At 70.2% G+C, this 25,743-nt stretch carries 24 protein-coding genes and 1 tRNA gene; 14 read left to right on the top strand and 11 right to left on the bottom strand.

All coding sequences use genetic code 11. The features are described from left to right. Positions 1 to 176: 176 nt before the first annotated feature. The 3 genes from ACIRPT_RS13530 (at position 177) to ACIRPT_RS13520 (ending at position 1,510) form a co-directional block, all read left to right on the top strand. Positions 177 to 719: a hypothetical protein gene (locus ACIRPT_RS13530; RefSeq protein WP_403499338.1), complete on the top strand. Its 543-nt coding sequence runs from the start codon at positions 177 to 179 to the stop codon at positions 717 to 719. A gap of 56 nt (positions 720 to 775) precedes the next feature. Beyond that, positions 776 to 1,330, top strand: a complete 555-nt coding sequence (locus ACIRPT_RS13525) for a nucleoside deaminase (protein WP_403499341.1) — start codon at positions 776 to 778, stop codon at positions 1,328 to 1,330. Between the two features lie 92 nt (positions 1,331 to 1,422). Next, a tRNA-Ser gene (locus tag ACIRPT_RS13520) sits at positions 1,423 to 1,510 on the top strand. 176 nt (positions 1,511 to 1,686) lie between these two features. Here ACIRPT_RS13520 and ACIRPT_RS13515 read toward each other — a convergent pair. The 8 genes from ACIRPT_RS13515 to ACIRPT_RS13480 form a co-directional block, all read right to left on the bottom strand. Further along, on the bottom strand, positions 1,687 to 2,949 hold the full coding sequence (locus ACIRPT_RS13515; protein WP_403499343.1) for an MFS transporter: 1,263 nt from the start codon (positions 2,947 to 2,949) through the stop codon (positions 1,687 to 1,689). Then, complete coding sequence (locus ACIRPT_RS13510) at positions 2,950 to 4,236, bottom strand: ATP-grasp domain-containing protein (protein WP_403499346.1); 1,287 nt, start codon at positions 4,234 to 4,236, stop codon at positions 2,950 to 2,952. Positions 4,237 to 4,238: 2 nt separating this feature from the next. Continuing rightward, complete coding sequence (locus ACIRPT_RS13505; protein WP_403826415.1) at positions 4,239 to 5,252, bottom strand: dihydrodipicolinate synthase family protein; 1,014 nt, start codon at positions 5,250 to 5,252, stop codon at positions 4,239 to 4,241. Positions 5,253 to 5,318: 66 nt separating this feature from the next. After that, positions 5,319 to 6,641 (bottom strand): aspartate aminotransferase family protein, encoded by a 1,323-nt coding sequence (locus tag ACIRPT_RS13500; RefSeq protein ID WP_403499351.1) that lies wholly within the window; start codon positions 6,639 to 6,641, stop codon positions 5,319 to 5,321. Between the two features lie 59 nt (positions 6,642 to 6,700). Continuing rightward, positions 6,701 to 6,844 (bottom strand): hypothetical protein, encoded by a 144-nt coding sequence (locus ACIRPT_RS13495; RefSeq protein WP_403499354.1) that lies wholly within the window; start codon positions 6,842 to 6,844, stop codon positions 6,701 to 6,703. 44 nt (positions 6,845 to 6,888) lie between these two features. Continuing rightward, positions 6,889 to 8,724 (bottom strand): carbamoyltransferase, encoded by a 1,836-nt coding sequence (locus tag ACIRPT_RS13490; protein WP_403499357.1) that lies wholly within the window; start codon positions 8,722 to 8,724, stop codon positions 6,889 to 6,891. Positions 8,725 to 8,794: 70 nt separating this feature from the next. Further along, on the bottom strand, positions 8,795 to 10,945 hold the full coding sequence (locus ACIRPT_RS13485) for an iron-containing redox enzyme family protein (RefSeq protein WP_403826410.1): 2,151 nt from the start codon (positions 10,943 to 10,945) through the stop codon (positions 8,795 to 8,797). Between the two features lie 199 nt (positions 10,946 to 11,144). Continuing rightward, a complete protein-coding gene (locus ACIRPT_RS13480; protein ID WP_403826407.1) occupies positions 11,145 to 12,137 on the bottom strand; it encodes an SGNH/GDSL hydrolase family protein in 993 nt (330 codons plus the stop codon). A gap of 410 nt (positions 12,138 to 12,547) precedes the next feature. Between ACIRPT_RS13480 and ACIRPT_RS13475 the strand changes: the two genes are divergently transcribed. From ACIRPT_RS13475 to ACIRPT_RS13455, 5 genes are all read left to right on the top strand, one after another. Next, complete coding sequence (locus ACIRPT_RS13475; protein ID WP_403826404.1) at positions 12,548 to 13,819, top strand: ATP-grasp domain-containing protein; 1,272 nt, start codon at positions 12,548 to 12,550, stop codon at positions 13,817 to 13,819. Between the two features lie 513 nt (positions 13,820 to 14,332). After that, entirely contained in the window at positions 14,333 to 15,694 is a 1,362-nt protein-coding gene (locus ACIRPT_RS13470; protein ID WP_403826401.1) for a 3-keto-5-aminohexanoate cleavage protein, read from the top strand. After that, complete coding sequence (locus tag ACIRPT_RS13465; protein ID WP_403826398.1) at positions 15,691 to 16,932, top strand: MFS transporter; 1,242 nt, start codon at positions 15,691 to 15,693, stop codon at positions 16,930 to 16,932. The genes ACIRPT_RS13470 and ACIRPT_RS13465 overlap by 4 nt, the downstream gene beginning before the upstream one ends. 114 nt (positions 16,933 to 17,046) lie before the next feature. Further along, complete coding sequence (fdxA, locus tag ACIRPT_RS13460; RefSeq protein WP_403826395.1) at positions 17,047 to 17,400, top strand: ferredoxin; 354 nt, start codon at positions 17,047 to 17,049, stop codon at positions 17,398 to 17,400. After that, complete coding sequence (locus ACIRPT_RS13455; RefSeq protein WP_403826392.1) at positions 17,397 to 18,653, top strand: Nramp family divalent metal transporter; 1,257 nt, start codon at positions 17,397 to 17,399, stop codon at positions 18,651 to 18,653. The genes fdxA and ACIRPT_RS13455 overlap by 4 nt, the downstream gene beginning before the upstream one ends. Before the next feature lie 116 nt (positions 18,654 to 18,769). Here the strand turns inward: ACIRPT_RS13455 and ACIRPT_RS13450 are convergent, their stop codons facing one another. Together ACIRPT_RS13450 and ACIRPT_RS13445 are read right to left on the bottom strand one after the other, a co-directional pair. Next, entirely contained in the window at positions 18,770 to 19,228 is a 459-nt protein-coding gene (locus tag ACIRPT_RS13450) for a hypothetical protein (RefSeq protein WP_403826390.1), read from the bottom strand. Positions 19,229 to 19,253: 25 nt separating this feature from the next. After that, positions 19,254 to 20,033 carry a DUF2127 domain-containing protein gene (locus ACIRPT_RS13445; protein ID WP_403499387.1) on the bottom strand — a complete coding sequence of 260 codons (780 nt, stop codon included), beginning with the start codon at positions 20,031 to 20,033 and terminating at the stop codon, positions 19,254 to 19,256. 650 nt (positions 20,034 to 20,683) lie between these two features. Between ACIRPT_RS13445 and ACIRPT_RS13440 the strand changes: the two genes are divergently transcribed. From ACIRPT_RS13440 to ACIRPT_RS13415, 6 genes are all read left to right on the top strand, one after another. Next, positions 20,684 to 20,848: a hypothetical protein gene (locus ACIRPT_RS13440; protein WP_362702783.1), complete on the top strand. Its 165-nt coding sequence runs from the start codon at positions 20,684 to 20,686 to the stop codon at positions 20,846 to 20,848. A 62-nt stretch (positions 20,849 to 20,910) separates the two neighbouring features. Then, positions 20,911 to 21,204, top strand: a complete 294-nt coding sequence (locus ACIRPT_RS13435; RefSeq protein ID WP_403826385.1) for a Dabb family protein — start codon at positions 20,911 to 20,913, stop codon at positions 21,202 to 21,204. A 202-nt stretch (positions 21,205 to 21,406) separates the two neighbouring features. Next, complete coding sequence (locus tag ACIRPT_RS13430; RefSeq protein WP_362702785.1) at positions 21,407 to 22,216, top strand: RNA polymerase sigma factor SigF; 810 nt, start codon at positions 21,407 to 21,409, stop codon at positions 22,214 to 22,216. A 190-nt stretch (positions 22,217 to 22,406) separates the two neighbouring features. Continuing rightward, complete coding sequence (locus ACIRPT_RS13425; RefSeq protein WP_403499392.1) at positions 22,407 to 23,264, top strand: RNA polymerase sigma factor SigF; 858 nt, start codon at positions 22,407 to 22,409, stop codon at positions 23,262 to 23,264. Between the two features lie 135 nt (positions 23,265 to 23,399). Then, positions 23,400 to 24,218 (top strand): hypothetical protein, encoded by an 819-nt coding sequence (locus ACIRPT_RS13420; protein WP_403826381.1) that lies wholly within the window; start codon positions 23,400 to 23,402, stop codon positions 24,216 to 24,218. Between the two features lie 164 nt (positions 24,219 to 24,382). Next, positions 24,383 to 24,856, top strand: coding sequence for a VOC family protein (locus ACIRPT_RS13415; RefSeq protein WP_403826378.1), 474 nt, complete (start codon positions 24,383 to 24,385; stop codon positions 24,854 to 24,856). Between the two features lie 58 nt (positions 24,857 to 24,914). On the opposite strand, the gene ACIRPT_RS13410 is transcribed toward ACIRPT_RS13415, so the two are convergent. Beyond that, entirely contained in the window at positions 24,915 to 25,742 is an 828-nt protein-coding gene (locus ACIRPT_RS13410) for a GNAT family N-acetyltransferase (protein WP_403826375.1), read from the bottom strand. Position 25,743: the final 1 nt, after the last annotated feature.

The following is a 25,743-nucleotide window of genomic DNA, read 5'->3' as shown; positions in this document are numbered from 1 at the left end:
CCCACCCGTCTGCGCTGCGGCACGTGAGCGACATCTCTCACAACCTCCGCACGACGCAGCGTCGAAGACCCCGCGCGAGCGCGATGTTTCTGCCACGATTCCGAGGGGGCGGGACCCGCGGCGCACCAGCGCCGTCCCCGCCCGGCCCGGACGCTATGACAGGTGGGAGAGTCACGGTGTATTTCGCCGCACTGCTCGCGCGCACCGAAGACGGGTGGGAAGCGAGCGATACGGAGCTCGACAATGTGGAGACCCTCGCCGATCTGGCCGATCTGGCCCGAGAGGCGGCGGTCGACGACGACACGGTGGTGGCCTTCATCGAGCAGGAGGACGCCTGGTTCGGCGTCATCCGCGTGGACGGCGAGGACGACCCCCGGGTCTTCCTCTCCAATGCCGCCGCTGCCGCCAGGAGCTCGTACGGAGCGATGCTGACCGACGAACTGCTCGGCCGCGACGACGATGACGAGGACGACCTCGACAGCCTCAATCTGGACGGCACGGAGGACGGCGAACCGGAAACTGACAACGACGTTGACGACGACACGATTGAGGCGGTGAACGGCTCCGAGAACCACGCCACCATCGGCCCCCTCGGCGACGCCACGCTCCTGGCCGACCTGGGCGTCGGCGAGAAGGAGCTGCTCGCCCTGAACGGCGACGCGCTCGGCACCATCGCCGAATCACTGGGCTGCACGGAAGTCCTGGAAGCGGTGCGCTGATTAAGGCCGGGCCCGGCACCGGGCCCGCCCCAGATCACGTACCCGACACTGGGGACATGACCGTCCCGCCATCCACCCCTGATCCCTCCCCCGCGCCCGACCCGCTGCGCGATCCCTGGATCGCCCCGATGCGGCGGGCGCTGGACGAGGCCGCCCGCGCCCCCGGGACGGGAGACGTCCCGGTGGGCGCCGTTGTGCTGTCCGCCGACGGCACCCTCCTCGGCACCGGCCACAACGAACGCGAGGCCACCGGCGACCCGACCGCGCACGCGGAGGTCCTGGCCCTGCGGGCCGCCGCGCGGGCCCTGCGCGAGGAAGCCTCGTCCGGCGATTCCGGCCGGGGCGGCGCCGGGCGACGCGCGGGAGAGTGGCGGCTGACCGGCTGCACCCTCCTCGTCACCCTCGAGCCCTGCACGATGTGCGCGGGCGCGATCGTTCTCTCGCGCGTCGACCGCGTCGTCTACGGCGCCCGCGACGCCAAGGCCGGCGCCGTCGGCTCCCTCTGGGACGTCGTCCGCGACCGCCGCCTCAACCACCGCCCCGAAGTCATCACCGGCGTCCTCGAAGCCGACTGCGCCGCCCTCCTCACCGCTTTCTTCCGCGACCGCTGACCCGCGGGCCCGGTCCCCCGTACGGGCCCCGTCCGCCGCTCGCCCGTAATCCGATTTCGGCGCACGGGCACCCTTGGGCTAAGCTCTCTCTCGGTAGCGTGTCCGAGCGGCCGAAGGAGCTCGCCTCGAAAGCGAGTGTGGCGCAAGTCACCGAGGGTTCAAATCCCTCCGCTACCGCCAGAGACACCCCTCTGAGCTGCGGAAACGCGCTCAGGGGGGTGTTTTCGTGTGGCCACGGGGCGGACGCCTTCCCACGGACGGGGGATCCCGGATCGTCAATGCGCCTCAGGTGTCAGGGGTTTGCGCGGCACCGCACGCGAACGGCGCTGCGCCCCGCCCCTTGGGCGGGGCAGCGGTCAACTCGGCGTATTTGACGGGGTGCTCGGGGGCTTCGCGGCCGCCTCGGCGGTGATCGGGCGGCGGTTGCGTTCGGCCCGGCGGACGGCCGCCGGGGTGAGCAGGCCGGTCACCGCGAACAGGGCGCCCACGAGCCACCAGCCGGGCATTCCCCACTCCACACAGAGTGTGATCAGCACGACCGGGCCCAGCGCCACGCCCAGGCCGGAGCCCATGCCGAACAGGCCCTGGTACTGGCCCACGGCGTGCGAGGGCGCGAGGGCGAAGGAGATCTCGAAGCCGCCGGCGACCTGCCAGAGCTCGCCGAGGGTGTGCACCACGACCGCCGCCAGCAGCAGGGTCAGGGTGAGCCCCGGGGGCAGTCCGGACAGTACCGAGAGCAGCACGCAGGCCGCCAGGAAGGCGAAGCCGGCGCGGCGGAAGGCGACGCCACCCGTGCGGGCGGTGTCGATGCTCCGGCTCATCCGGACCTGGAAGAGCACCACCAGAGCGGTGTTGACCAGCATCACGCCCGAGACCGACCAGCGGGGTGCGGAGGTCTCCTCGACCAGCCAGAGCGGTACGGCCGCGGTGAGCACGCGGTACTGCATGGCCATGATGCCGTCGAGGGCGGTCAGCAGCAGATAGGGCCGGTCGCGCAGGGCGAGCCAGCGCGGCCCGGCCGCGGAGCGTGCCGGCGCGGCCCTCGGCAGGAAGAGCACCAGCGCCGCGCCGGCCGCCCAGGAGGCGGCGCTGCCCACGATCAGCAGCAGATAGGCGCTCCGGGTGTCGATCTGGGCGCCCCAGCCGGCCAGCAGGGCGCCCACGGAGATGCCGATATTGGCGACCGAGCGCAGATAGGCGCGGAACTCCGCCGGCCGCTCGCCCCCGTACCGCTGGATCAGCGGCCCCCGCGCGGCGGGGCCCGAGGTCTGGGCGACGGCGACCAGCGAGGCGCAGAGGAGGAACGACCAGAAGGTCTGTGCCAGGCAGAGGCCGGCCGTGGCGACGGCGCCGAGCGCCAGGGTCCCGGCGTAGACGCCGCGCGCCCCCCGGCTGTCGGCGAGGTGGCCTACGGGGACGCCGGCGGCCAGGGCCAGGCCGCCGGCGACGCTCAGCCCGACGCCTACCTGGGCGGCGGGCAGCTGCACGGACCGGGTGAAGTACAGGACGCCCGCCGTCAGATAGATCCCCCAGCCGAGCATGTTGATGAGGATCGACAGCGCCATCAGGCGGCGGGGGCCGCCGTCGGGCAGGAGGGCGGGCATCCGGAGGGCGGGCACTTACCGGTACCTCGCCAACGGCACCTCGCAGGCGTCCTCCATGTCGGACAGCAGCTCCAGCCCGCGGGCACGGGCCTCGTCGGCGGTGGCCGCGGACAGGCAGAAGTAACCGAGCGCGCTGAAGTTCCCGGCCATTTGCCGGATGGGCCCGCCGTTGCGGAGACCGACCGCGTACCGCAGCGGCCGGTAGGCGTCCCTGATGCGCTCGACCCGCCGCTCGATGTCCGGCGGGGCGACCCCGCCCGCCACGCTGCCGAACACGACGACGATGCCCGCGCGCCCGAAGGGCGGGGCGGGGGCCGCGCAGGGCTCGCCGAGATGCTCGCGGATCAGGATCTCGAAGGGGTCGGCCCGGGTGACGTGCTGGTAGATCGTCGGGGACGAGCCGCCCATCATCCGGGAATTGATCTCGACGAGGGTCGGGCCGTCCCCGGTCATGATGAATTCGACGTGGTAGACACCGACGGTCAGCCGCAGCTCGCGGAAGATGTCCCGCATATAGCGCTCGACGTCCGCGGCCCGTTCCTCCGGCAGGCCCGCCGGCATCAGGGCCGCCACCTCGAAGAGTTCGTTGTGCACGGCCCGCTCCCGACGAGTGATCATCAGTAGCCGGGGGTCGCCGCCGTGCGCCACGACCTCGGCGGAATAGAGGTCGCCTTCGAGATAGCTCTCCATCAGCAGATCGGCGCCGATGAAGGCGTCCAGGGCCTTGCTCCTGACGGCCCGTGAGGCCTTCAGTCCGGCGAAGTACGCGTCGAGCTCCTCGTCCGAGCGGACGATTCCCGCCGCCTCCTTCGCCACCCCGCGGCTGGGCTTGATGACCAGCGGGAATCCCAGCTCCCGCGCCGCGAGCCGGGCTTGTCCGGCGCTCGTCACCGTGGCGTGGCGGGGCGAACGGATGCCCGCCTCGTGGAGCCGTCTGCGGCACTCGTCCTTGCGGGCCGCCTGGGCGAGATGGCGTACGGGGGTGCCTCTGGCGCCGATCGATTCCGCGGCCCGCGCCGTGGGGAGCACGGCCAGCTCGGACGTCGTCAGGAGCGCATCGACCGGACGGGCGCGGTGGATCCGGCCGATCGCGGATTCCAGCTCCGCCGCCAGCTCATCGAGGGTGACGACCTGGTCGACGCGCTCCAGGGCCTCGGCGATGCGCTCCTCGGAGGTCGAGGTCTCCTGGAGCATGGAGATGTCGCGGGCCCGTACGAAGGTGACGTGGTGGCCCAGCTCCTTGGCCCGTGCGAACGCCGGGAGGTAGGCCGGACCGCTGTCGACGAAAACGACGTGCGCCATGCTCAGCCCCGCGGCAGCTTCTCGAAGGCGGTCACGGACGAGTCCGGCGCGCCGAGCTCCTCGCAGGCCCCGAGGTATTCCCGCAGCAGGGTGATGCCGGCCCTGGTCCGCTCCTCGGAGAGCGGGGTGAGGGGTTTGCGCAACCGGCCGGCCGGCAGCCCCGCCGCGTTCATCAGGGATTTGATGCCGATCGGGCTGCGGACGCCGTACAGGAAATTGATCAGCGGGATCAGCCGGGAGTGCAGCTCGCGGAACTCCTCGACGCCCTGGAAGTCCTTCCAGGGCCGCGACAGGGCGGCGAGTTCGCGCGGCAGCAGATTTCCGGTGGCGTTGGCGATGCCCTGGGCGCCCCGGGCGAGGGACGGCGTGAGGATGTCCTGGTCGGGGCTGTCGTCGGCCAGGAAGCAGACATCGCGGCCCGCCGACAGGAGGGCGCCGATCTGGCCCGTGCGCGGCGAGCCTTCCTTGTGCAGCACGATCCTGGGGTGTTCCAGGATTTCCAGCAGCGTCGCGGTGTCCAGGTCGGTCAGCAGCCGCGCGGGGTTGTTGAAGGTGCCGATGGGGATCGTGCTGGCGTCGGCGATGTCCAGGAAGTAGCGGGCCGCCTGCTCCTGGTTGGGGCCCATGTTCGCCGGGACGGTGAGGATGGCTCCGTCGGCGCCGTGCGCGGCCGCTATCTGCACGCGGCGCAGCGCATGGCCGGTGTAGGTGCCGGTACAGCCGATGAAGTACGGGAGGGTGCGGTCCGCCTCGAGAACGGTCTCGGCGAAGGTGGCGAAATCGCCGTCGTCGAGGGTCGCCCCCTCACCGGCGACGCCGAGGAAGAAGATGCCCGCCGTTCCGTTCCGCTCCTGCCGGGCGATGAGCTCGGACAGGGCGCCGTAGTCGATGCTGCCGTCCTGGTTGAACGGGGTGACGAGGGCGACGAGTGAGCCCGTGAAGGAGCGCGCCGCCTCGAAGGGGTCCTGGTCGTTGCGCTGGTGGTGCAGCTGGTCGTTCCGCCGGTCGTTCCGCATGAGTTCGCCTTTCTCGCCGATTCCGTGCCGTGCCGTGCCGTTGGGGTGGTGCAGCGCGTCCGTGGATCAGAGGCAGGACTCGATCACTCCGCCGAGGCGGGCGACCATTTCCTCGATCTCCTCGGCGTCGGCGATGAACGGCGGCGCGAGCAGCACGTGATTCCCCCGCTGCCCGTCGACGGTCCCGTAGCCGGGATAGAGCAGCACGCCGCGGTTCAGCCCCTCCCGTTTGATCGCGGAGGCGAGCTTTCCGCCGCCCTCGAGCGGCGAATGGCCGTCCCCGGGATCCACGAACTCGACTCCGACGAACAGCCCGCGCCCCCGGATATCGCCGACGGCCGGATTTCCGGCGAACCGTTCGGCGAGCGAACTCCGCAGCTGCTCGCCCCGTTTGCGTACGGAGTGAAGCAGGTTCTCGTCGTGAATGGTCCGCTGGACCTCCAGGGCCACGGCGCAGGCGAAGGCGTGGTTGACGTTGGTCTGACCGTTCTGCAGGACGCCGGACCCGTCGCCCAGCGCCTTCAGGACCTGCGGGGAGACCAGGACGGCCGAGATCGGGGCGTATCCCGCGGCCAGGCCCTTTCCGACGGCCACGATGTCCGGGGTGACCGCGTCGTCGAGGTAGGCGAAATGCTGTCCGGTACGGCCGAGGCCGGCCATGACCTCGTCGAGAATCAGCAGTACGCCGTGGCACCGGCAGACCTCCTTGATCCGGCTGAGGTATCCGGGGACCGCCGGTACGGCGCCATTGGTCGACCCGACCACCGTCTCCGCCGTGAATGCGGCGACCTTTTCCGGGCCCACCTCAAGGATTTTTGCGTCGAGTTCGGCGGCCAGCCGCTCGGCGTAATCCTCGGTGGATTCGCCGGTGAGCCGGTCGCGGTACTCGTAGCACGGCGAGACGAATTCCGCGGGGCCCAGCAGCGGTTCGAAGACGGAACGGCGCTGGATGTTGCCGGATATGGCGAGCATGGCCATGGTGCTGCCGTGATAGCTCTGGCGGCGGGAGATGACCAGGGTGCGGTCCGTGTCGCGGCGCTCGGCGTGGTACTGGTACGCGATCTTGAGGGCCAGTTCCATCGCTTCGGAGCCGCCGGACAGGAACTGTGCATGCGTCAGCCCGCCGGACCAGCCGGCCAGCAGTGCCGCCAGCTCCTCGGCGGGCGCGGAGGTGAAGGCGCCCGCGTGTGCCCAGGCCAGGTCGTGTGCGGAGCGCTCCACGGCCTCGATGATCCGCGGGTGCCGGTGCCCCAGGCTGGACACCCCGACGCCGCCGCAGGTGTCCAGATAGCGCTTGCCGTCGCGGTCTTCCAGCCACACCCCGGTGCCGCCGCCGGCCCACGCCGGCTGTTGGTCGATGGTCTTGTAGATGACGCTGCTCGCGGCCATGCGGAGCATTCCTTCCTGGTGGTCAACAATTCCGGAACCGCTCCGGGTCGGTTCGGTGGTCAGCTGCGGGTGAATTCCCAGTAGGTCGCCGCCCGGGAATTCCACCGGCGCTTGAGCGGATCGCGTACCGCGCAGACGATCGGGCCGACCAGAGCCACCGGCCCGTAGACGGCGGCGAGCAGCGCTCTTCGTACGGTGCGCATGGATATTTCCTCCTCATTACGGCTTCGCCGGGCTTCTTCTCCGCTCAGTCCAGCGGGATTTCGGTGCGCCAGTCGCCGTCCTCGCGCCACTCCGGCTGTTCCTCCTTGCGGAGCAGAAAGCCGCCGATCGCGAGCAGGTCGATATGGGTCCGCATGAAGCAGGTGTAGGCATCGCGCGGGGTGTGCACGATCGGTTCGCCGCGCACATTGAAGGAGGTGTTCACCAGCACCGGGCAGCCGGTCTTCTCCTTGAATGCGGTCAGCAGCCGGTGGTACCGGGGGTTGCCGTCCTCGGTCACCGTCTGCACCCGCGCCGAGGAGTCGACATGGGTGACGGCCGGAATGGTCGAGCGCTGCACGCCGAGCCGGGCCAGGCCGGCGACCTCGTCGGTGTCGCCGTCCGCCAGCCGCTGAGCGGCCGCGATCCTGGCCACCACGAGCATGTACGGGCTTTCCTGCGCCAGCTCGAAATAGTCCTTGGCGTCCGCGGCCAGCACGGAGGGGGCGAACGGGCGGAAGGACTCCCGGAATTTGATTTTGAGGTTCATCGCGGACTGCATCGCCGGATCCCGGGGGTCGCCCACGATCGAGCGGGCGCCCAGCGCCCTGGGGCCGAACTCCATGCGCCCCTGGAACCAGCCGGCGATCTTCCCTTCGGCGAGTTCGGCCGCCACCGCACGGTCGAGCTCGTCCTCGTCGAGCCGCGTATAGACGGCGCCCTGGGCATCCAGGGAGGCCGCGATTTCGTCGTCGGAGAAGGCGGGCCCCAGCAGCGCGCCGGACATCGCGTCCGCGCCGGTGCCGGCCTGCGGGCGTACCGCGCCGCGCTCCGCCGTCACGGCCAGCGCGGCGCCCAGCGCGCCCCCGGCGTCACCGGCGGCCGGCTGGATCCAGATCTCGTCGAAGAGCCCTTCCTCGATCACCTTGCCGTTCGCCACGCAGTTGAGGGCCACGCCGCCGGCCAGGCACAGCTTCGACTCACCGGTGATCTCGCGCGCGGTGCGGGCCAGCCGGATCACCACCTCCTCGGTCACCGCCTGCACGGAGGCCGCCAGGTCGAACTCCCGCTCCGTGAGCGGGCCTTCGGGGGAGCGCCGCGGCCCGCCGAAGAGTTCCTCGAATGCCCGGCCGGTCATGACCTGGCCGCGCAGGTAGGCGAAGTAGCGCATGTTCAGCCGGAAGGAGCCGTCCGGCTTGATGTCGATCAGTCTTTCGCGGATTACCGGTGCATAGCGGGGAGTTCCGTACGGCGCGAGCCCCATCAGCTTGTACTCGCCCGAGTCGACCTTGAATCCGCAGAAGTAGGTGAAGGCGGAGTAGAGCAGTCCCAGGGAATGCGGGAAGCGGATTTCGGCGACCGGACGCAGCCGCTTCCCCTGCCCGCGCCACAGCGTCGTGGTGGCCCATTCGCCGACTCCGTCGATGCACAGCACGGCCGCCGAGGCGTACGGGCTCGGGAAGAAGGCCGAGGCCGCGTGCGATTCGTGGTGCCGACGGACGACGATCTCGGGTACCGGCCCCAGATCCAGCTCCGCCAGCCGGCGCGCCAGGGTTTTGGGGGTGCGCGCTTTCCAGGAGAGCCAGGAGGGGAGGGTGTCCCGGAATGAGGCGTATCCACGGGGCGCCGCGCCGAGGTAAGTGGCCAGCACCCGACGGAACTTGAGCACCGGATCCTCGTAATAGGCGACCGCCGATACGTCGCCCAGTCCGGCCCCGGCCTCGCGCAGGCAGTATTTCACCGCCTCCGCGGGGAACGCCGGGTCGTGACGGACCCTCGTGAAGCGTTCCTCCTGGGCGGCGGCCACCACCTCGCCGCCGTTCACCAATGCCGCCGCGCTGTCGTGGTAGAAAGCAGAAATTCCCAGCGTCAATTCAGACATGAACCTGCCCGCCGCTCCGTCGTGTTCGCGTGGTGGTTGATGACATGACCTCAGAGCGCCTCAGCGCGCCTCAGCGCGCCCGGACGGTGCCCCACACCCGGCGTAAGGCCCGGCGCGCCAGATATCCCGAGGGGGGATTGAGCGAGCGGTAGCCCGTACGCACCCGCTCCCAGGCCCGGGTGCGCGCGCCGTTGCCGTGCGAGGCGGACAGCGTGGCCATATAGGCGTCGATCGCGTCGGCGGCCCAGGCGGAATGGCCGGTGGCGACGTTGTCGATGACGTTGTGGATGTCCACGAACCGGGTGCTGAATCCGTATTCCTTGAGCGCGAGCCGGGCCCGCCGGTAGCTGCCGCCCACCCCGGACAGTTCCATGGCCAGGTTCAGCCCCAGCACCTCCGGCATGAACGTCCGCGGGAAACGGCCCACGCTCAGCCAGTACACGGGAAGTTCGAAGGAACGGTCCTCGAACCCCGGCCACCGGGCGAATGCGGCGGATCCGGTGGGCGGCAGCACCACATCCATCTCCGCGAGCACCTCGCGATAGATCAGCGGGTGGTTCAACCGGGGTTCGCCGTTGCCCAGTTCGTCCCAGTAGGTCTCGAAGAGGGAGAAGCCGATCTCGGAGGAGGCATGGTCGTAGTCGGTGAATCCCTGGAGCCAGCTTCCGTCGATCAGCGTCAGCGGCGCCAATTGCACGGTGGAATCGATCAGCGCCTCGCGCGAGGGCAGCGGGGCCCGGGAAGTGCCCTCGAACTCCACGCTGTGCCGGTCGTGCTGGTCGGCCAGCCAGGCGCGCAGCGTCTGCGGTTGCCACGCTTCGGGCAGCGGGTGCTCGCTGTGCTCGATGCCGTACCGGGAACGCGCCAGCCAGCCCCGTACGTATGCCTCGGCGAACCGGCGCAGCGCGGGCGTGTCGGAACGACCCTGAAGCAGGGGGTACGCCTCGCGCAGATCCGCCGGCGCGGTGCCCTGCCCGGCCGGGTCCTGGAGGATGCGGGCGGGTACGGCCCGCGAGGGGCTCGGCGCGGCACCGGCGTCCGGCACGGTGGCGTCCGCGGCATCCGGCAGCGCGGAGATCCACCGCCGGATGACCGCGAGGTCCTCCTCGGCGAACACCCGGAACATCGGGCCGCTCTCCCCGACCAGGCCGTTGACCAGCGGGCTCGTCTCCGGCTTGCCGGGTCTGACCAGCCGGCTGGCGGCGAGGACGCGCAGCAGCGGTCCCGGGTCGGTCCTGGCCTCCGTCAGCCATGCGGACAGCGGACGGTCCTGGAGGACGAACGACTGGTGGTAGACGGCGCCCTCCCGGGCGCGCAGCCGGATCAGCTCGGCCATCTCGTACGCGGGGTCGAGGGCGGCGACGAGCCCGGCGTACAGGTCGTCCGTGGCGTGCCGCAGCTCCGTCAGCGCCCAGCGGAATCCCCTGGCGATCCGCCGTTCGCCGTCCTCGAGCGTGGCGGCCAGCTCGTCGACCGCGGCCCGGCACAGCGCGGCCCCGGAGGGCTCGCCCGGCTGCCGGGCGGCACCGGGGTCGATGGCCGACCAGTCCGCGGACTGTGGGAACAGCTCCCGCAGTGCGGCGAGGGCCGGCAGCAGTCCGACGGTGCGCAGGCACAGGTCGGCGCCCAGGATTTCCGGGGTGAAGGCGTCCGGGCGGCGGCTCATCGCCAGCAGCAGGCCGGGGAAGTGGAACGCCGCGTCGTTGACGGAACGCTCTCCGCCGAGGCGGCCGGCCGGGGTCGCACGGTCCGCGAGGCGCAGGGTGCGCAGCAGCGCGGTGTAGGCGTTGCCGCGGGATATGCCGGGGTGTCCAACGCCGACGTCGGAGGCGTAGAGGCGGAGGATGCGCAGGATGGCGTGCTCGTCGGCGTTGCCGGGGGCGCTGAGCCACTGCAGCCAGGCGCCGGAGATCAGGGCGAGCGGCGCGCAGCCCAGGGCGGCCCGGCGCACCAGCACGCGGCGGGCGTCCTCGGTGCCCGCCTCGGCGAACAGCGTGCGGTGCCGGCTCGTTTCGGCGGCCGACCAGCGCGCGGCGTCCTGCCGTAGCTGCGCCGGTCCGGCGGGTTCCTCGGATGCGTCGCCACAGCCGCCGAGACCGGCGCGGATCGCGTCCTCGACGCCCGGTCCCGCGAGCAAGGCCTCCGGGTCGCTCGCCCGGACGTACACCTTTCGTGATGCGGCGGCGTCCGGCCGTAATGCGGCCGGCGCTGCCTGCTTCACCGCCATCTGCTCCTGCAAGCTGCTATCCCTTCACGCTTTCCGGGAACGGCGCGATCCCTGGCCCGTGTCAGAACATCGGGTAGATGGATGCGTCATCCCGTTTCTTGGGTTTGCGCCGGAATATCTTGTCCAGGATTCTCTTCAGAAACGACATCGTCCTTCTCCCTCTTCTGCGGGTGCCGGGCCGGGAGCGCGCCGGTCAGGAAATCTCCAGCAGGTCGGCCAGTGCGCCGGCCACCAGGTCGTGCCCCGCATCCGTGAAATGGATACGGTCGACGAACAGCCAGTCGTTCTGCGTCACCGCTTCCGACAGCGCCGGGCTCAGGTCGAAGAAACGCATGCCGAGCTTTTCGCAACCGCGCCGCAGGGAATCGGCGTAGCGCCGGCCGGATTCCATTTTCGCGATGTCGCCGTAGACCGTGCCGAAATGAGAAATCCGGTCGAGTTCGTCGAACAGCGCGGTCTCCTGGGGCGCCGGCCGTTCCCGGACCCAGGTGGCGAGTGGCTGCAGGACATAGGTGATCCGGGCGCCCATCGCGTCGGCGAAGAGCCGCCAGGTGTCGAGATGGCGGAGGGTGAGCTCCGCCGCCGTGGCGATCTGCTCATCGAGGGTCGGCACGGCGGGCGCCGGCGTCCCGGGGCCTGCCGGGCCCCGTAGCCACCCGCGCTTGCGGGGCCCGGCCGGGCGGCCGTCGTCCTTCGGGGTGCCCATCCGGGAGAAGAAGTCGCCGCAGTTGAAGAACGCGCCGTGGTCCCCGCGCAGGCTCTCCGGCAGCCGGGCCAGGCCCAGGTCGTTGAAGCCGGAGAAGATGACGATCTCGTCGATCTCGGGCAGCAGATGCCGGTGGAGGGTGAAGAGCAGAAGTTCCTGGGTGGAATTGAAGCTGCGGCCGCCGAAGTTGAGCCAGGGGCGGGACGGAGCGTGCTGTGACCACAGCCTGGACGACAGCGTCGCCGCGTCATTCGTCGCCCCGATGCCGAACACCGTGGAGCTGCCGACCAATAGCCTGACCGGCCCCTGCGCCTTTCTCCCGCCCACCGATGCATGGGTATCCACGCCATGGGATAACCGAAAACCGAGCTCGTCGGTATTGACGACCTCGGAGACATGGTTCACCGGATGGAAATACATCAGATACGGCAGCCAACGGATCTGACCGCGGTCATCGAACTTCTCCTCGTACTTCAACATATGAGGAGTGAGCGTTGCTCTGTCGGATTTCATAGGTGCTCGAGGGATCCATTCTCTCGTGTGCGCCGTGGGGCAACGATAGATCCGACCGAGGTCCGGCACAAGAAAAATATTTATGCGCCAACTAAAGGAAGATGCCCGCATTGGCTCAATACATTGTTGACAGGGCTCGTCAGCTTCCTGCGCAAGCGCGAATTTCATCCATGAATGATCAATCTCGCACCGTTCTCCCGTTTTCCCGTTTTCGCCGTACCAGGCCGGCACGATGCGCCGCGCCCCCAAGGCCAGACGCTGCTCGTAACCTGGACCGCGCGAGGTCCGCGACGTCGCGGCAACTCCCCCTGTTCTCAAGTGTGTTCAGTGTGTGAACTCACCCCCTGCTACGAACCGGCCACCGGAGGATCCCCACGATGTCCGAAGCCCCGACCGATCCGGTCCCCCCGCGCCTGTTGCTCGTCGGCGGCGCGCGGGCCGTGTCCCTCAGCGTCGACATGCTGGAGCAGGCCCTGGCCCAGGCCCGGGCGCGCGGCCTCGCCACGCATGTCACCGGCCCGGCCGAGGCGCTTGCCGCCACCGGGTCGGCGCTCGCCGCGGCGGATGCGGCGTCCCCGGTGGACCACGCCGCGCCGGGCGCGACCGCCGAGTGGGCGCGCCGCCGGGCGGCGCAGGGCGAGCGTTTCGACGCGGTCTTCGCGCTCCAGGAGATGGCCCAGGTGGCGGTGGCCGAGACCGCCGAGGCCATCGGTGCGCCGGGCAACCCGCCCGAGGCGATCCGCCGTATCCGCACCAAGGACGCCTGCCGGCGCGCGCTCGCGGCGGCCGGGTTCGCCCAGCCCGAGGTCAGGCTGTGCGCCGACGCCGCCGAGGCCGGGGCGTTTCTGCGGGAGTCGGCCGGTCCCTGGATCGTCAAGCCGCGCGATGCGATGGGGAGCATCGGGGTGAGCCTGCTGTCCGTGCCCGCGGAGCTGCCCACGGCCCTGGAACTGCTGCCCGACACCAAGCCGTTCCTGGTGGAGGAGTACGTCGAGGGGCCGGAGTTCAGCGTCGAGGGGGCGTTTCTGGACGGTGTTCCGAGGGTTCTCGCCATTACCGCGAAGGAGAAGGTGCCGCCGCCGCACTTCGTCGAGGTGGGGCACGTCCTGCCCGCCGAACTCCCGGAACCGGCACGGAACGAGATCGAACGTCAGGTGGCCGCCGCGCTGACCACCCTGGGGCTGCGCACCGGGGCCTTCCATGTGGAGCTGTGGCTCACCGCCACCGGGGTGGTGCTCGGCGAGGTGCACGGGCGGTACGGCGGGGACTGGATCCACCGGATGCTGGCCTACGCCATCCCCGGACTGGACGTGTACGGGCTCCTCTACGACGACATGCTGGCCGGCGCCCCGCGGCACGGCGCCCCGCCGGCAACCCGGGGCCCCCTGGAAGCGGTGCGCGGCGCCGCGGTCCGCTATTTCACCCCACCGCCCGGCTGGCTGGTCGCGGTCGAGGGCTGGGAGGAGGTGCGGGCGCATCCGGACGTCCTGTACGCCGAGCTGACCGTCGCGGCGGGAGACGTCATCCGGCCGCTCCGGCGGTCCGGCGACCGGGTCGGCTTCCTGGTCGTCGGCGCGCCGGATGCCGCCGAAGCGCGCCGCCGGGCGCGGGAGTTGACCGATGCGGTGCGCTTCAGGACGGTCCCCTAACGAGGCGTCCGCGGGGCGCGCTCCCGGCCGGGCGGGGACGAAGTCCGGGACTTTGCCGTGAGATCGCAGGTGAATGGAGCGTTACGGCGGCATATCAATGGCGATTGTGAGGGACGCCACAATGATCACACTGGGTTGATGCCGCCGCGCTTCACGCCCCCGACTTTTACCGATCATTACCCGTCTGCGATGCGCCGATCATTGACACGCTCCCCCGGACCGCTCATACGTTGCGTGAAAGCGAAATGGCTCATTCCGCTTCCGTTCACAATCGGCGCCTGCAAAGATCGCCGAGGCCGGTTAAAGTCGTGAACGGTCACCCCGGGGTTCGACCAGAAGCGTGTCGGATTATCCCCGGGAGTTACTCCCTTTCCTTCGGACCGTCCATGACCGCCGAGATCGAGCCAGTGACGTCCCGATAGCGGACGCATTGAGCCAAGAGCCACCACACCGTAGACCACCAGCGCACCGGGGTGACGTCTGCCCCGGCTGAATACCCATTGGGGAAATTCAATGCCGACTGCGTTATCGCACGGGAAGACTCTGATACTTGGCTGCGCCTCCACCGGCGCAAAATTCACGCCGAACAATCACCGGCTGACCGGCGACAGCACGCTGGACAGCATCTGCACCGGAAAAACCATCAAAACGTCGGCCATGGCCTCCATCGCCGAGGCAGAGGCGCTGTACGGCATGGGCTGCCGCTACTACCACTACCACGCCAGAAATCCCCTGACACACGAGCAGACCACCGACAACGAGATCTACCAGGAGATCAGCCGGGGCGTGCAGCGCCGGTGCAAGGACCTCCTGATCAGCTTCGGTGCCAGCCGTAACGGGGGTGAGGTACGCGAGCGCATCCGCGCCTTCGGGGAGTGGGAACGGGTGAGCCAGTGCGCCATCCCGCTCCATCTGGGCGGGGCGCATTACGTCACGATTCAGGCCGCCGTCGAACTCCAGATCATTTGCGAGCTGGAACGGCAGCTGGAGAAGCAGGGCCGGGTACTGGACCTTGACTTCGTCGCCGGCCCGGAATTCCTCGAGGCCCTCGACACATACGAGCCCTCCGACCGGGTGCAGGACGCCCAACTGGACACCCACTCGACGAGCAAGGGCGCGGACTACGGCAAGACCTCGCCGCTGATCCAGTTCCAGGTCTACCGGAATGCCATTCGGGCCCGGCAGCAGCTCGTCCTCTTCCACGAGATCGAATGGGTGCAGCTGCTGCGCAGCTATGCGATGACCCGGTACGCGGTCGAGCACCCGGCGATGCGCCTGGGCAGTTCCGGACAGCTGAACATCACCCTCCTCTTCGGCTTCTCGCCGCGGCTTCCGTTCCCGGAGAACTACGCCGAATTCAAAAAGGTCGTCGACGCGGCGAAGAGCCTCGAATACGACCTCGCCGAGCCCGGCGTGAAAAAGCGCAAGGTCACCATCAGCGTGGGCGCCGCCGTGCTGCCGCAGCACGCGGACCAGCACTTCAAGGAGCTGGATGTCGGCCCGCGACGCGGCACAAAGGCCTGCGCGGTACGCCGCCTCGCGGCCTGGGCGTCGCAGCCGGACAGTCGGGTCGACATTCTGCGGGTGGGAATGGAGGACACGCCCTACCTGGTCGACGGCGCCGGACAGGTCCAGCTGGCCGACAACATCCAGCTCATCGGCCAGGCCATCGAGGAAGTGGACGCCAACGGCGCCGGCCTCGAGCTCGACCACGATGCGATCTTCGCGCGGATGGGTCTGCTGGGCGTCCAGGACGAGCTGCTGTCCGTACAGCGCGAACGCCCGCTCGGCGCGGCCCTGCCCGAGGCCGCACCAGAGGTCACGTCCGAGGCGGCACCGGAGGCCGACCCGGCCGTCCTGGTAACCGTCGGATGAGCGCGGTCACGGTCCCCGTACGCGCGCAGAGCTATCGCTGGGTGATCCTGGGCATCGCCACCTTCGCCCAGGCCAGTGCCGCATTTTTCGTCCAGGGCATCGGCGCGATCAGCGTCTATCTCCAGCGTGATCTCCATCTGAGCACCACCCAGATCGGTCTGCTCATTTCGGCGGCGCAGCTCGTGCCCCTGGTCGGACTGCTGGTGGCCGGCGAATTGCTGGACCGCTACAGCGAACGCTGGGTCGTGGGAATCGGGACCCTGCTCGTGGCGCTTTCCCTGCTCGGCGGCAGCCTGGCGACGGGCTATGTTTCCCTGCTGCTGCTTTTGATCGTCGTCGGTACGGGCTACAGCACGGCCCAGCCGGGCGGCAGCAAATCGGTGGCCCAGTGGTTCGATTCCGCACAGCGGGGATTCGCCATGGGAATCCGCCAGGCGGGCCTGCCGCTGGGCGGCGCGCTGGCCGCCGCATTGCTGCCCTATCTGGCGAATGAGCTGGGCTGGCGGTCGTCCTTCGTCACCGGCGGCCTGGTGGCACTGCTCGGCGCCTGCGTCTTCATGAGCTTCTACCGGGCGCCCGGACCGGCCGGCGCGCCCCGCCCGAAGTCCTCGGGCACATCGATCGGCGCGGAACTGAAGTCCCGGCTGAAGATGCTCCGCGAACCGGCCATGGGCAAGATCATGCTGTCGGGCGTGAGCCTGATTTCCGTGCAGTACGGAATTCAGGTGCTCACGGTGCTCTATCTGCACGACAAGGCAGCGTTGAGCATCGGCACGTCGGCGCTGCTGCTCTTCGTCGCGCAATGCGGCGGCGTCGCGGGGCGGATCGTCCTGGCCGCGTGGAGCGACCGCTGCAGGTCCGGGCGCTATCTTCCGGTACTGGTCTGTATGAGCGCGGTGATCGCCGGCCTGATCGTGCTGGTGGTCGTCCCGCTGCATTCGGCCGTCCTCGCCGGAATCCTGGTCGCCTGGCTCGGCTTCTTCGGATTCGGCTGGTACGGCCCGTGGGTGGCCTATGTGGCCGAGTCGGCGAGCCCGGAAAAGACCGGCTTCGCGCTCGGCCTGGCCATGGCCGTCAATCAGATCGCGGTCATCGCCGTTCCCCCCGTACTGGGCCTGCTCAAGGATGCGACCCACAGCTACACGCCGAGCTGGAGCCTCTTGGCGGTCATGACGCTGGTGGCACTGGTCGCCACGTCATGGGGCGCCCGCAGGACCGCGGCCCGATCGCGGCCGTAACCCCCGACCCGGCCCCAACTCCCCTTTGGCAACGCCCGATTCCCCCTTCCCGACCGTGCTGCGAGATCCCTCTTTCCCGACCCGGTTTTCTTGACGCAAAGACAGGAGTCCCGAATGGCGTACGTGGTCGCCGAGCCCTGCGCGGACGTGCTCGACCAGGCATGTGTCGAGGAATGCCCGGTCGACTGCATCTACCAGGGCGAACGCATGATGTACATCCACCCGGAGGAATGCGTGGACTGCGCCGCGTGCGAGGTCGTCTGCCCCGTGGAGGCCATCTACTTCGAGGACGACGTTCCGGACAGGTGGTCCGCCTACACCGGTGCCAACGCGGAATTCTTCACGGAGATCGGCTCGCCCGGCGGAGCGATCACCGTCGGAAAGCTCGGCCATGACGTCGAGCCGGTCATCAGCCTGCCGCGCGACGCCGGACGGCAGGCCGCCGTGGACAAACCCCCGGCCCGATGAGCAGCCCCTCACCCCCCGGCCTCGCACCCGGCCGGCCGGGTGCCGCCGAAGGCGCCCGTCCGCTGACCGTGATCCGCCTGATGGGCCCCGCGTTCGTGGCGGCCGTCGCCTATGTCGACCCCGGCAACGTCGCCACGAACATCACCGCGGGCGCCCGCTACGGCTACCTCCTGGTCTGGGTGGTGGTCGGCGCCAGCGCCATGGCGATGCTGGTGCAGTACCTGTCCGCCAAGCTCACCATCGCCACCGGCCGCACCCTGCCGGAGATGTGTGCGCACCGCTTCGGCCGTGGCACCCGGCTGGCGCTGTGGGCGCAGGCGGAGATCGTCGCCATGGCGACCGACCTCGCCGAGGTGGTCGGGGGCGCCGTCGCCCTGCATCTGCTCTTCGGGATTCCGCTGCTCCCCGGCGGGCTGATCACCGGGCTGGCCTCGTGGCTGGTGATCGTGGTGCAGTCGCGGCGCGGTCAGCGGCCGTTCGAGGCGGTCGTCGCCGGGCTGCTGGCGGTGGTGCTGATCGGGTTCCTCTACGACGCGTTCAGCGGCGGGTTCTCGGCCGGCGGCGTCGCGTCCGGGATCGTGCCACGGTTCGCCGGCGGCGACAGCCTCCTTCTCGCCTGCGGGATCGTCGGCGCGACCGTCATGCCGCATGCGATCTATCTGCACGGTGCCCTGGTCCGCGACCGCCACGGCGATTTCCTGGGCGCGAAGCGGAGACTGCTCGCCGCGACCCGGCTCGATGTGACGGCGGCCATGAGCACCGCGGCGGTGGTGAACCTGGCGATGCTCGTCGTCGGTGCCGCCACCCTCGGTGTGGGGGCGGGCGACTCGATCGAGGCGGCGCACGGCGGGCTGGCCGCCGCGCTCGGCCCGCTGCCGGCGATGCTCTTCGCCGTGGCCCTGCTCGCCTCGGGGTTCGCCGCCACCTCGGTCGGCACCTACGCCGGGGCGGTGATCCTCGAGGGGTTCGTCGGGCGCACCTTTCCGCTCGCCGTACGCCGTCTGCTCACCCTCGTCCCGGCGCTGGCGGTGCTGGCCCTCGGCGCCGAGCCCGGACGGGCCCTGGTGCTCTCCCAGGTCGTGCTGAGCTTCGGCATACCGTTCGCGCTGTGGCCCCTGGTGGCCTTCACCGGGCGGCGCGAGGTGATGGGCGACCTGGTCAACGGCCGCGTCACCACCGTCTGCGCGGTGGTCGCCGCCTCGGTCAGCACGCTGCTCAACGCCGCGCTGCTGTGGCTCACGGTGGCGGGGTGAGGCGACGGCGCGCCGGGTGGCCGGAGAAACCGCGCGGCGGCGCCCCGATTCGGGGCGCCGCCGCGGAACACCATCCGTAGCCGGCCGAACGTCGCCGGACCCGGCCGTACGGGGCGTCAGTCGTTGCGACGGCCCAGCGCGCGGCGGATGAAGTGGACGATCAGCCAGATCACCACGACCGCGATGACCAGGAAGATCACGAACAGCACGATCGCGATGATGCCGAGCTTCTTGAAGAAGCTCTTCGACTTCTTCTTGACCTTCTTCTTCCACTTCGACGTCTTCTTCCCCTTCGAGACGAAGTGCGAAGCGTGGGTCGTGTGGTGCGAGAACGAGCTGTGGCCGTGCCGCCCGAAGGCCGGCGAGGACGCGGGGGCGGCGGCCGCGACGCGTACGGAGCCGTCGGCGGCGCTCACCGCGGCGCGGGGCGCGGCGGCGCTCTCGGCGGCCACGGCCGGCCCGGCAGCCGCGGCCAGCAGGCCGAACAGCAGCGCCAGGATGACGGCCGGCCGGCGCCGGCTACGGACGCGGGACGCCGGGTGCGCGGCGGCCGTAGTGGATGTGGGTGTGGACATGCTTGATCCCCCTCGGGTCGTGGCGTCAGCCATTATGGGCGGGGGCGGGAACCCCTGCCGAGGTTTCGACCTCCATGAGGGAGGCGCTCTGGCGCTCCTCGTCGAAGGCCTTGCGGCCGCCCCGCAGGCCGAACAGCCGCTTGGTGAGCGCGATGTAGAGCACCGCGAGAATGTTGATGACCAGCGTGGCGATCTTGAGCCAGCTGACCTTCTCCGTCAGCTCGTAGATCTCCAGCGGCAGGAAGGCCGCCGTCGCCACCACCGTCAGATACTCCGCCCACCGCTTGGCGCGCCACAGGCCCACGCCCTCGATGATCTCCACCAGGGCGTACGCCAGCAGCAGCGCGGCCACCAGCATCAGCGTGGAGTGCTGATAGCCGAAGGTCTTCTGGATGGTGCCGACGACCGGTGAGTGGTCCAGGTCGTAGTGGAAGTGCCGGGCCACCGGACGGAGCACCGCGATGTACTCGTCGAAGAACCGGCGGACCGCGTCCTTGCGGTTGCTGAACTGCCACACCCCGACCGCGGCCAGGACGATGAAGACGCCGCGGACCGCGCGTTCGACGGCCAGGAAGCGCAGGATGAACAGATCGCGCAGGACCTTGCCACGCGGGACCAGTGGGGCGTCGGCGGCCGGGCCGGAGCCGTGCGGCTCGCCGAGTGCGAAGTCGCCGCAGCGCAGACAGCGCCAGGCCTCGCCGAGCGCGGTGTCCGCGCGCAGCTTCTCCCGCAGGTTGTCCTCCTGCGGGACGTAGGTGATGTGCCCGCGGCGCGCGCAGGTACGCCGGTCCCAGTCGATCTTCATCGTCGGTGCCCTGTGTTCCTTTCGTCCTCCCGCACGGCACACGCCGCGCCACGGCGCGCTGCCACGCTCCGGTCTGTCGCGTACATGATGCATGCCGCGCAGGGCATCCGGGTCGTACGGGGGGAAGGACGCGGGGCACCCCACGGCCGGTTGCAGCGGGGCGGGGCGCGGGGGCCAGGGGGACGGCCGAACGACGGAGCCCCGGCTCCGGGCCGCCGCTCAGTGGGCCCGGGAGCCGGGGCTCCTGGTCGGTCGGGGGAAGCGGCATCGGGGGGCGAACCGCTCCCCCCGAAGAGGACCGGATCCCAAAGCCCACGCCGCAGTCAGGGGGAAGCACGCGGCGCGGACCCCGCAGTGGGATCCCGTCCCGGCCCCGCGGATTCCTGCCAGATCCGCCGGACACACCCCTATCGTGCCTCCGCCATCCGCCACACCCACCCGGCAAAGGACCTCCCTTGACGGGCCTTTGGTCCTTAAAGACCAGATCAACGCCGCCCCGGCGGGGCAGCGGCCGCCCACCGGCAGATCCCTTACGGCTGCCTCCTTCGAACACCTGTGGTTAGACTCACCCGACTGCATCCGGGCCTGGAGCGCAGCGGAAAGCAGGGGAACACCAGGGACTGCCGTAGGGGACAGGGGAGACAGGACCGATGGCGCAGGCAAAGAAGATCGCGTTGTATTTGGTCATCGTCTTCGTGCTCTACACGATCATCACGTCCCCCGGAAGGGCCGCGGACCTCGTCCAGATAGGCTTCGAGGGCATCTCGTCCGCTGCTCAGGGCGTCGGCGAGTTCATGACCCAGCTGATCAAGTAGTCGGCTGGGGCGCCGGCCGGTCGCCCGACCGGACGCGCATCGTCCGCCGTACGGAGGTCCCAGTGATCCGCCACCTGGTCCTGTTCAAGCTCAACGAAGGTGTCTCCCGCGACGAGGAGCGGGTGCAGGCCGCCGCCCGCGCGCTCGCCGCCCTCGAGGGCCAGATTCCGGAGCTGACGTTCTGGGAGTGCGCCTGGAACATCACGGACCGCCCGATCGCCTACGACTTCGCGGTCAACTCCGCCGTGGCCGACACCGACGCCCTCAAGCGCTACCTCGAGCACCCCGACCACCAGGCTGCCGCCGGTCAGTGGCGCGAGTTCGCCACCTGGGTGATCGCCGACTACGAGTTCTGAGCCCCGGCACCCCGCACTCCGAGCCCCTCGCCCCTTACGGGCGGGGGGCTTCGCCGTACCCCGCCCCCGTACGGGAAATCTCCCACCCCTCCGACGGCCCAACTCTCCACCCAACACGGAGTTATGGGGTGCTTGCACACAGTGCACATGTCTTGTGATGCTATGACCGCTTTTGCCCGATACATGCACTGTGAAGGGTGGCGTGACCGTGACGGCCCGTACTGCGCCCAAGGCTCCATCCCGCGAGAGCCGTAGCGCGGACACGCGGGCGCTCACACAGGTGCTGTTCGCGGAGCTGACGGGCCTGGAACCCGGCACCCCCGAGCACACCCGGGTCCGCGCCGCCCTGATCGAAGCCAACCTTCCGCTGGTCAGATATGCCGCGGCCCGCTTCCGCAGCCGTAACGAGCCCATGGAGGACGTCGTCCAGGTCGGCACCATCGGCCTGATCAATGCGATCGACCGGTTCGACCCCGACCGGGGCGTCCAGTTCCCGACCTTTGCGATGCCGACGGTCGTCGGCGAAATCAAACGCTACTTTCGGGACAATGTCCGTACCGTGCATGTACCGCGCCGCCTCCACGAGCTGTGGGTGCAGGTCAACGGCGCCACCGAGGACCTGACCGTGCTGCACGGCCGCTCCCCGACCACCGCCGAGATCGCCGAACGACTCAAGATCGGCGAGGACGAGGTGCTGGCCTGCCTGGAGGCGGGCCGTTCGTACCATGCGACCTCCCTGGAGGCCGCCCAGGAAGGCGACGGCCTGCCCGGCCTCCTGGACCGCCTCGGATACGAGGATCCCGAGCTGGCCGGCGTGGAGCACCGCGACCTCGTACGGCACCTTCTCGTCCAGCTCCCCGAGCGCGAGCAGCGCATCCTTCTCCTCCGTTACTACAGCAATCTGACGCAGTCACAGATCAGTGCGGAACTGGGGGTGTCGCAGATGCATGTCTCGCGGCTACTGTCGCGGAGCTTCGCCCGACTGCGATCCGCAAACAGGATCGACGCCTAACCGGGACGAGCGACCCGCCCCGGCACAGCCTGCGCAGATATGTCGACATGGCGCTACAGCGTGTTGCCGACATGTGACATTCTGCAGAAACCGCGTTTGCCGTGGCGCTGCCTCCGGTATTCAGGTGGAGGCATAACTCCTCGGTCCGCCCCGGCCCGAGGACACCGCAGCGACACCTCAAGGGGGTGGCATGTCCGTAGAACTGGGCAGCTCGAAGGTGCTTCCCGCGATTCCCGCGCCCGCGCCGCACCTGCACGACCAGGTCGACCAGGTGCACGACGACGCCGCCATCAACACCCGCACGCTCTCCCGCTCCCTGTTCCTGCGGCTGGCCACGCTCGACAAGGACTGCGCGGAGCGCACCTACGTCCGCGACACCCTCATCGAGCTGAACCTCCCGCTCGTCCGTTACGCCGCGGCCCGCTTCCGCAGCCGTAACGAGCCGATGGAGGACATCGTCCAGGTCGGCACGATCGGTCTGATCAAGGCCATCGACCGTTTCGATTGCGAACGCGGCGTGGAATTCCCGACGTTCGCGATGCCCACCGTGGTCGGTGAGATCAAGCGCTTCTTCCGCGATACGTCATGGTCGGTACGGGTCCCGCGCCGGCTCCAGGAGCTCCGCCTCGCCCTCACCAAGGCCAGCGACGAGCTCGCCCAGAAGCTGGACCGCTCCCCGACGGTTCCCGAACTCGCCCTGTGCCTGGGCGTGTCGGAGGAGGACGTCGTCGACGGCCTGGCGGTCGGCAACGCCTACACCGCCTCCTCCCTCGACTCCCCGTCCCCCGAGGACGACGGCGGCGAGGGCTCCCTCGCGGACCGCCTCGGCTACGAAGACACCGCGCTGGAGGGCGTGGAGTACCGCGAGTCCCTCAAGCCCCTGCTGGCCAAACTCCCGCCCCGGGAGCGCCAGATCATCATGTTGCGCTTCTTCGCCAACATGACGCAGTCCCAGATCGGCGAGGAGGTCGGCATCTCCCAGATGCACGTCTCCCGGCTTCTCACCCGCACCCTGGCGCAGCTGCGCGACGGGCTCATCGCCGACTGAGGTCCGGTCCGCCGAGGGGCGCGCCGCTCGGCGGACAGCTGCAAGGTAAGGCCGCGATGACGGCCCGCACACCCCTGTACTCCTGATGCCCCGTCAGCAACACTGACCCCCAGCTATCGCTGGGAGGTCCCCACCATGCGACGGACGACGACAGTTGCCTCCGCCTCGGCGGCCGTGATGTGCCTGGGCGTTCTGCTCACCGGCTGCGGCAGCGCGGCCCCCCGAAGCTACGTCGCGCTCGGCGCGGCGGGCCCCGCCGACGGCCGGGCCCCGACGAAGGCCGTACCACCCGAGGACCGGGTCGAGCTGACGCCCCTGGACGGCGACCGGGACGGCCGGCGAGCCGGTCACGGCGGCGCCGGTACGGATTCCCCCCGCGGACGCCCCTCCTCGGCCTCCCCCTCCGGAACGGGCGCCGACGGCACGGCCCCCGGCGACTCCCCCGGGACCGCGGGCGGCGCGAGCGGCACCACCCCCGACGCCCCCGTCACCACCTCCCCCGGCTCGTCAACGGCCCCCGGCTCCCCCGGCAACGGCAGCGGCACCGGCACCGGCCCTGGAGACGGCAGCGGAGGCGGCACCGGAGACGGCGGCACCTCCCCCGCCCCCGAACCCCCCTCCCCCACCATCCCCGCCGGCCCCGGCGCCCCCGCCGGCCTCCTGATCGGCAAGCCCGGCCTCGCCGACACCGACGTCCGCTGGTGCGAAAAGGTCAGCGTCGACTTCCTCAACACCGGCAAGCGCGCGGTCACCGACGGCACCGTCACCTTCGGCACCCACGTCATCGGTGCCCTCGGCGTCGACTGGTCCACCATCGACTCCACCCACAAGCTCCCCCTGCCCCTCGCCCCGGGCGAGAAGAAGAGGGGCACCTGGCGGGTGTGCGTGGACGCCTGGCGGGTGCCGCTCGGGATGCACATCGACACCAAGGACGCGACGTTCCACTGGGATTGACGAGGGCCCCGGCACGACCGCCGGCCGGCCGCGCCGCGCCCCCCGGCGCGGGCCGGGAGACCCCGCGGAGATTTCCTCCCGATGGCCGATGAGTTCCGCCCGCCACGCCGGTCAGTACTGCTACAGACGACCGCCGATCCGGCCGGACCGCCCCAGGAGGAGACATGCCCCAGATCACCCCCAACCTCTGGTTCGACACCCAGAGCGTGGAGGCCGCCGAGTTCTATGTCTCGGTGTTCCCGAACTCGAAGATCAAGAACATCTCCTACTACAACGAGGCCGGACCGCGCCCGGCCGGCTCCGTCCTGACCGTCGACTTCGTGCTCGACGGCAAGGAGTTCACCGCGATCAACGGCGGCCCCGAGTTCACCTTCGACGAGGCGGTCTCGTTCATGATCGCCTGCGCCGACCAGAAGGAGATCGACCACTACTGGAACAAGCTCTCCGAAGGCGGCGAGGAGGGCCCGTGCGGCTGGGTGAAGGACAAGTACGGCCTGTCCTGGCAGGTCGCCCCCACCGGGATGGCCGAGCTGATGAACGACCCGGACCAGGGCCGCGCCACCCGGGCCATGCGGGCCATGCTCGGCATGAAGAAGATCGACATGGCGGCCCTGCAGGCGGCGGCCGACCAGGAGTAGCGGGACGCGGGCCCGGACCCGCGCGGCCAAGCCACATCACGCCAGATCCGGGCCCGCATCACGCCATATCGGGTGTGAAGTAATACGGCGTCAGCATCCGCACCGTCGCCAGCCCCAGGCGGGCGAGGGTCGGCCGGGTGGTGGGGAGGGCTTCGGTCTGGACGTAGCGGAAGCCGCGTTCGGCGGCGAGCGCCGCGCGGTGCCCGACCAGCGCGCGGTACAGGCCCTGGCCGCGCCGCGACGGCAGGGTGGCGCCACCCCACAGGGAGGCGAATTCGCTCGCCGTGTGGAAGCGCATCCACCCGGCGGAGACCACCTCGCCCTCCTCCGACTCGGCCACCACGACCGCGCAGGGGTCGCCCGTCACCGTCAGCCAGTCTTCCAGCGCGTCCGGCAGCCACTCCCAGTCCGTACCGGGCCGGGTCGTCCGCATCAGCTCCTGGACGGCCTCGAACTCAGCGCGCCGGGTGACCGGCCGCAGTCGGATGTCGCCCGGCAGCCGGGCCCTGGTTCCCTCGGCGGCCGCAACGTCGCCCGCGTCACCGATCATGACGGCAACCGGGTCCTGCGGCTTGAAGCCGGCCGCCTCGAGCCGCGTCGGGAGGTCGGCGCGCAGCCCCTCGTGGTGGTCCCACTCCAGCGGCAGGCCGTACTTCGTGCAGTACGCGCACTGCTCGGCGATCAGCGCGTCCAGCTGCCCGCCGGTCAGGTCATCCAGATCCTCGGCGAGCACCATCCCGCCCTGGCCCGGCAGGAACCTGCGCAGCACCGTTCCGATGCGCTCGGCGGGCGGTCCCGCCCGGCCCAGGAAGTCCCCCCGGGCCCCGAACCCTCGGCTCCCCACCTGCCGGTCGTACGCCGCCGCCAGCTCAGCCACGGAATCCACG

This window comes from Streptomyces sp. NPDC101227, from assembly GCF_044767545.1.
In the GTDB taxonomy this organism is placed as follows: domain Bacteria; phylum Actinomycetota; class Actinomycetes; order Streptomycetales; family Streptomycetaceae; genus Streptomyces.
Note: the sequence above shows the minus strand (reverse complement) of the source record. Positions and strands in the feature narration are given on the sequence as shown.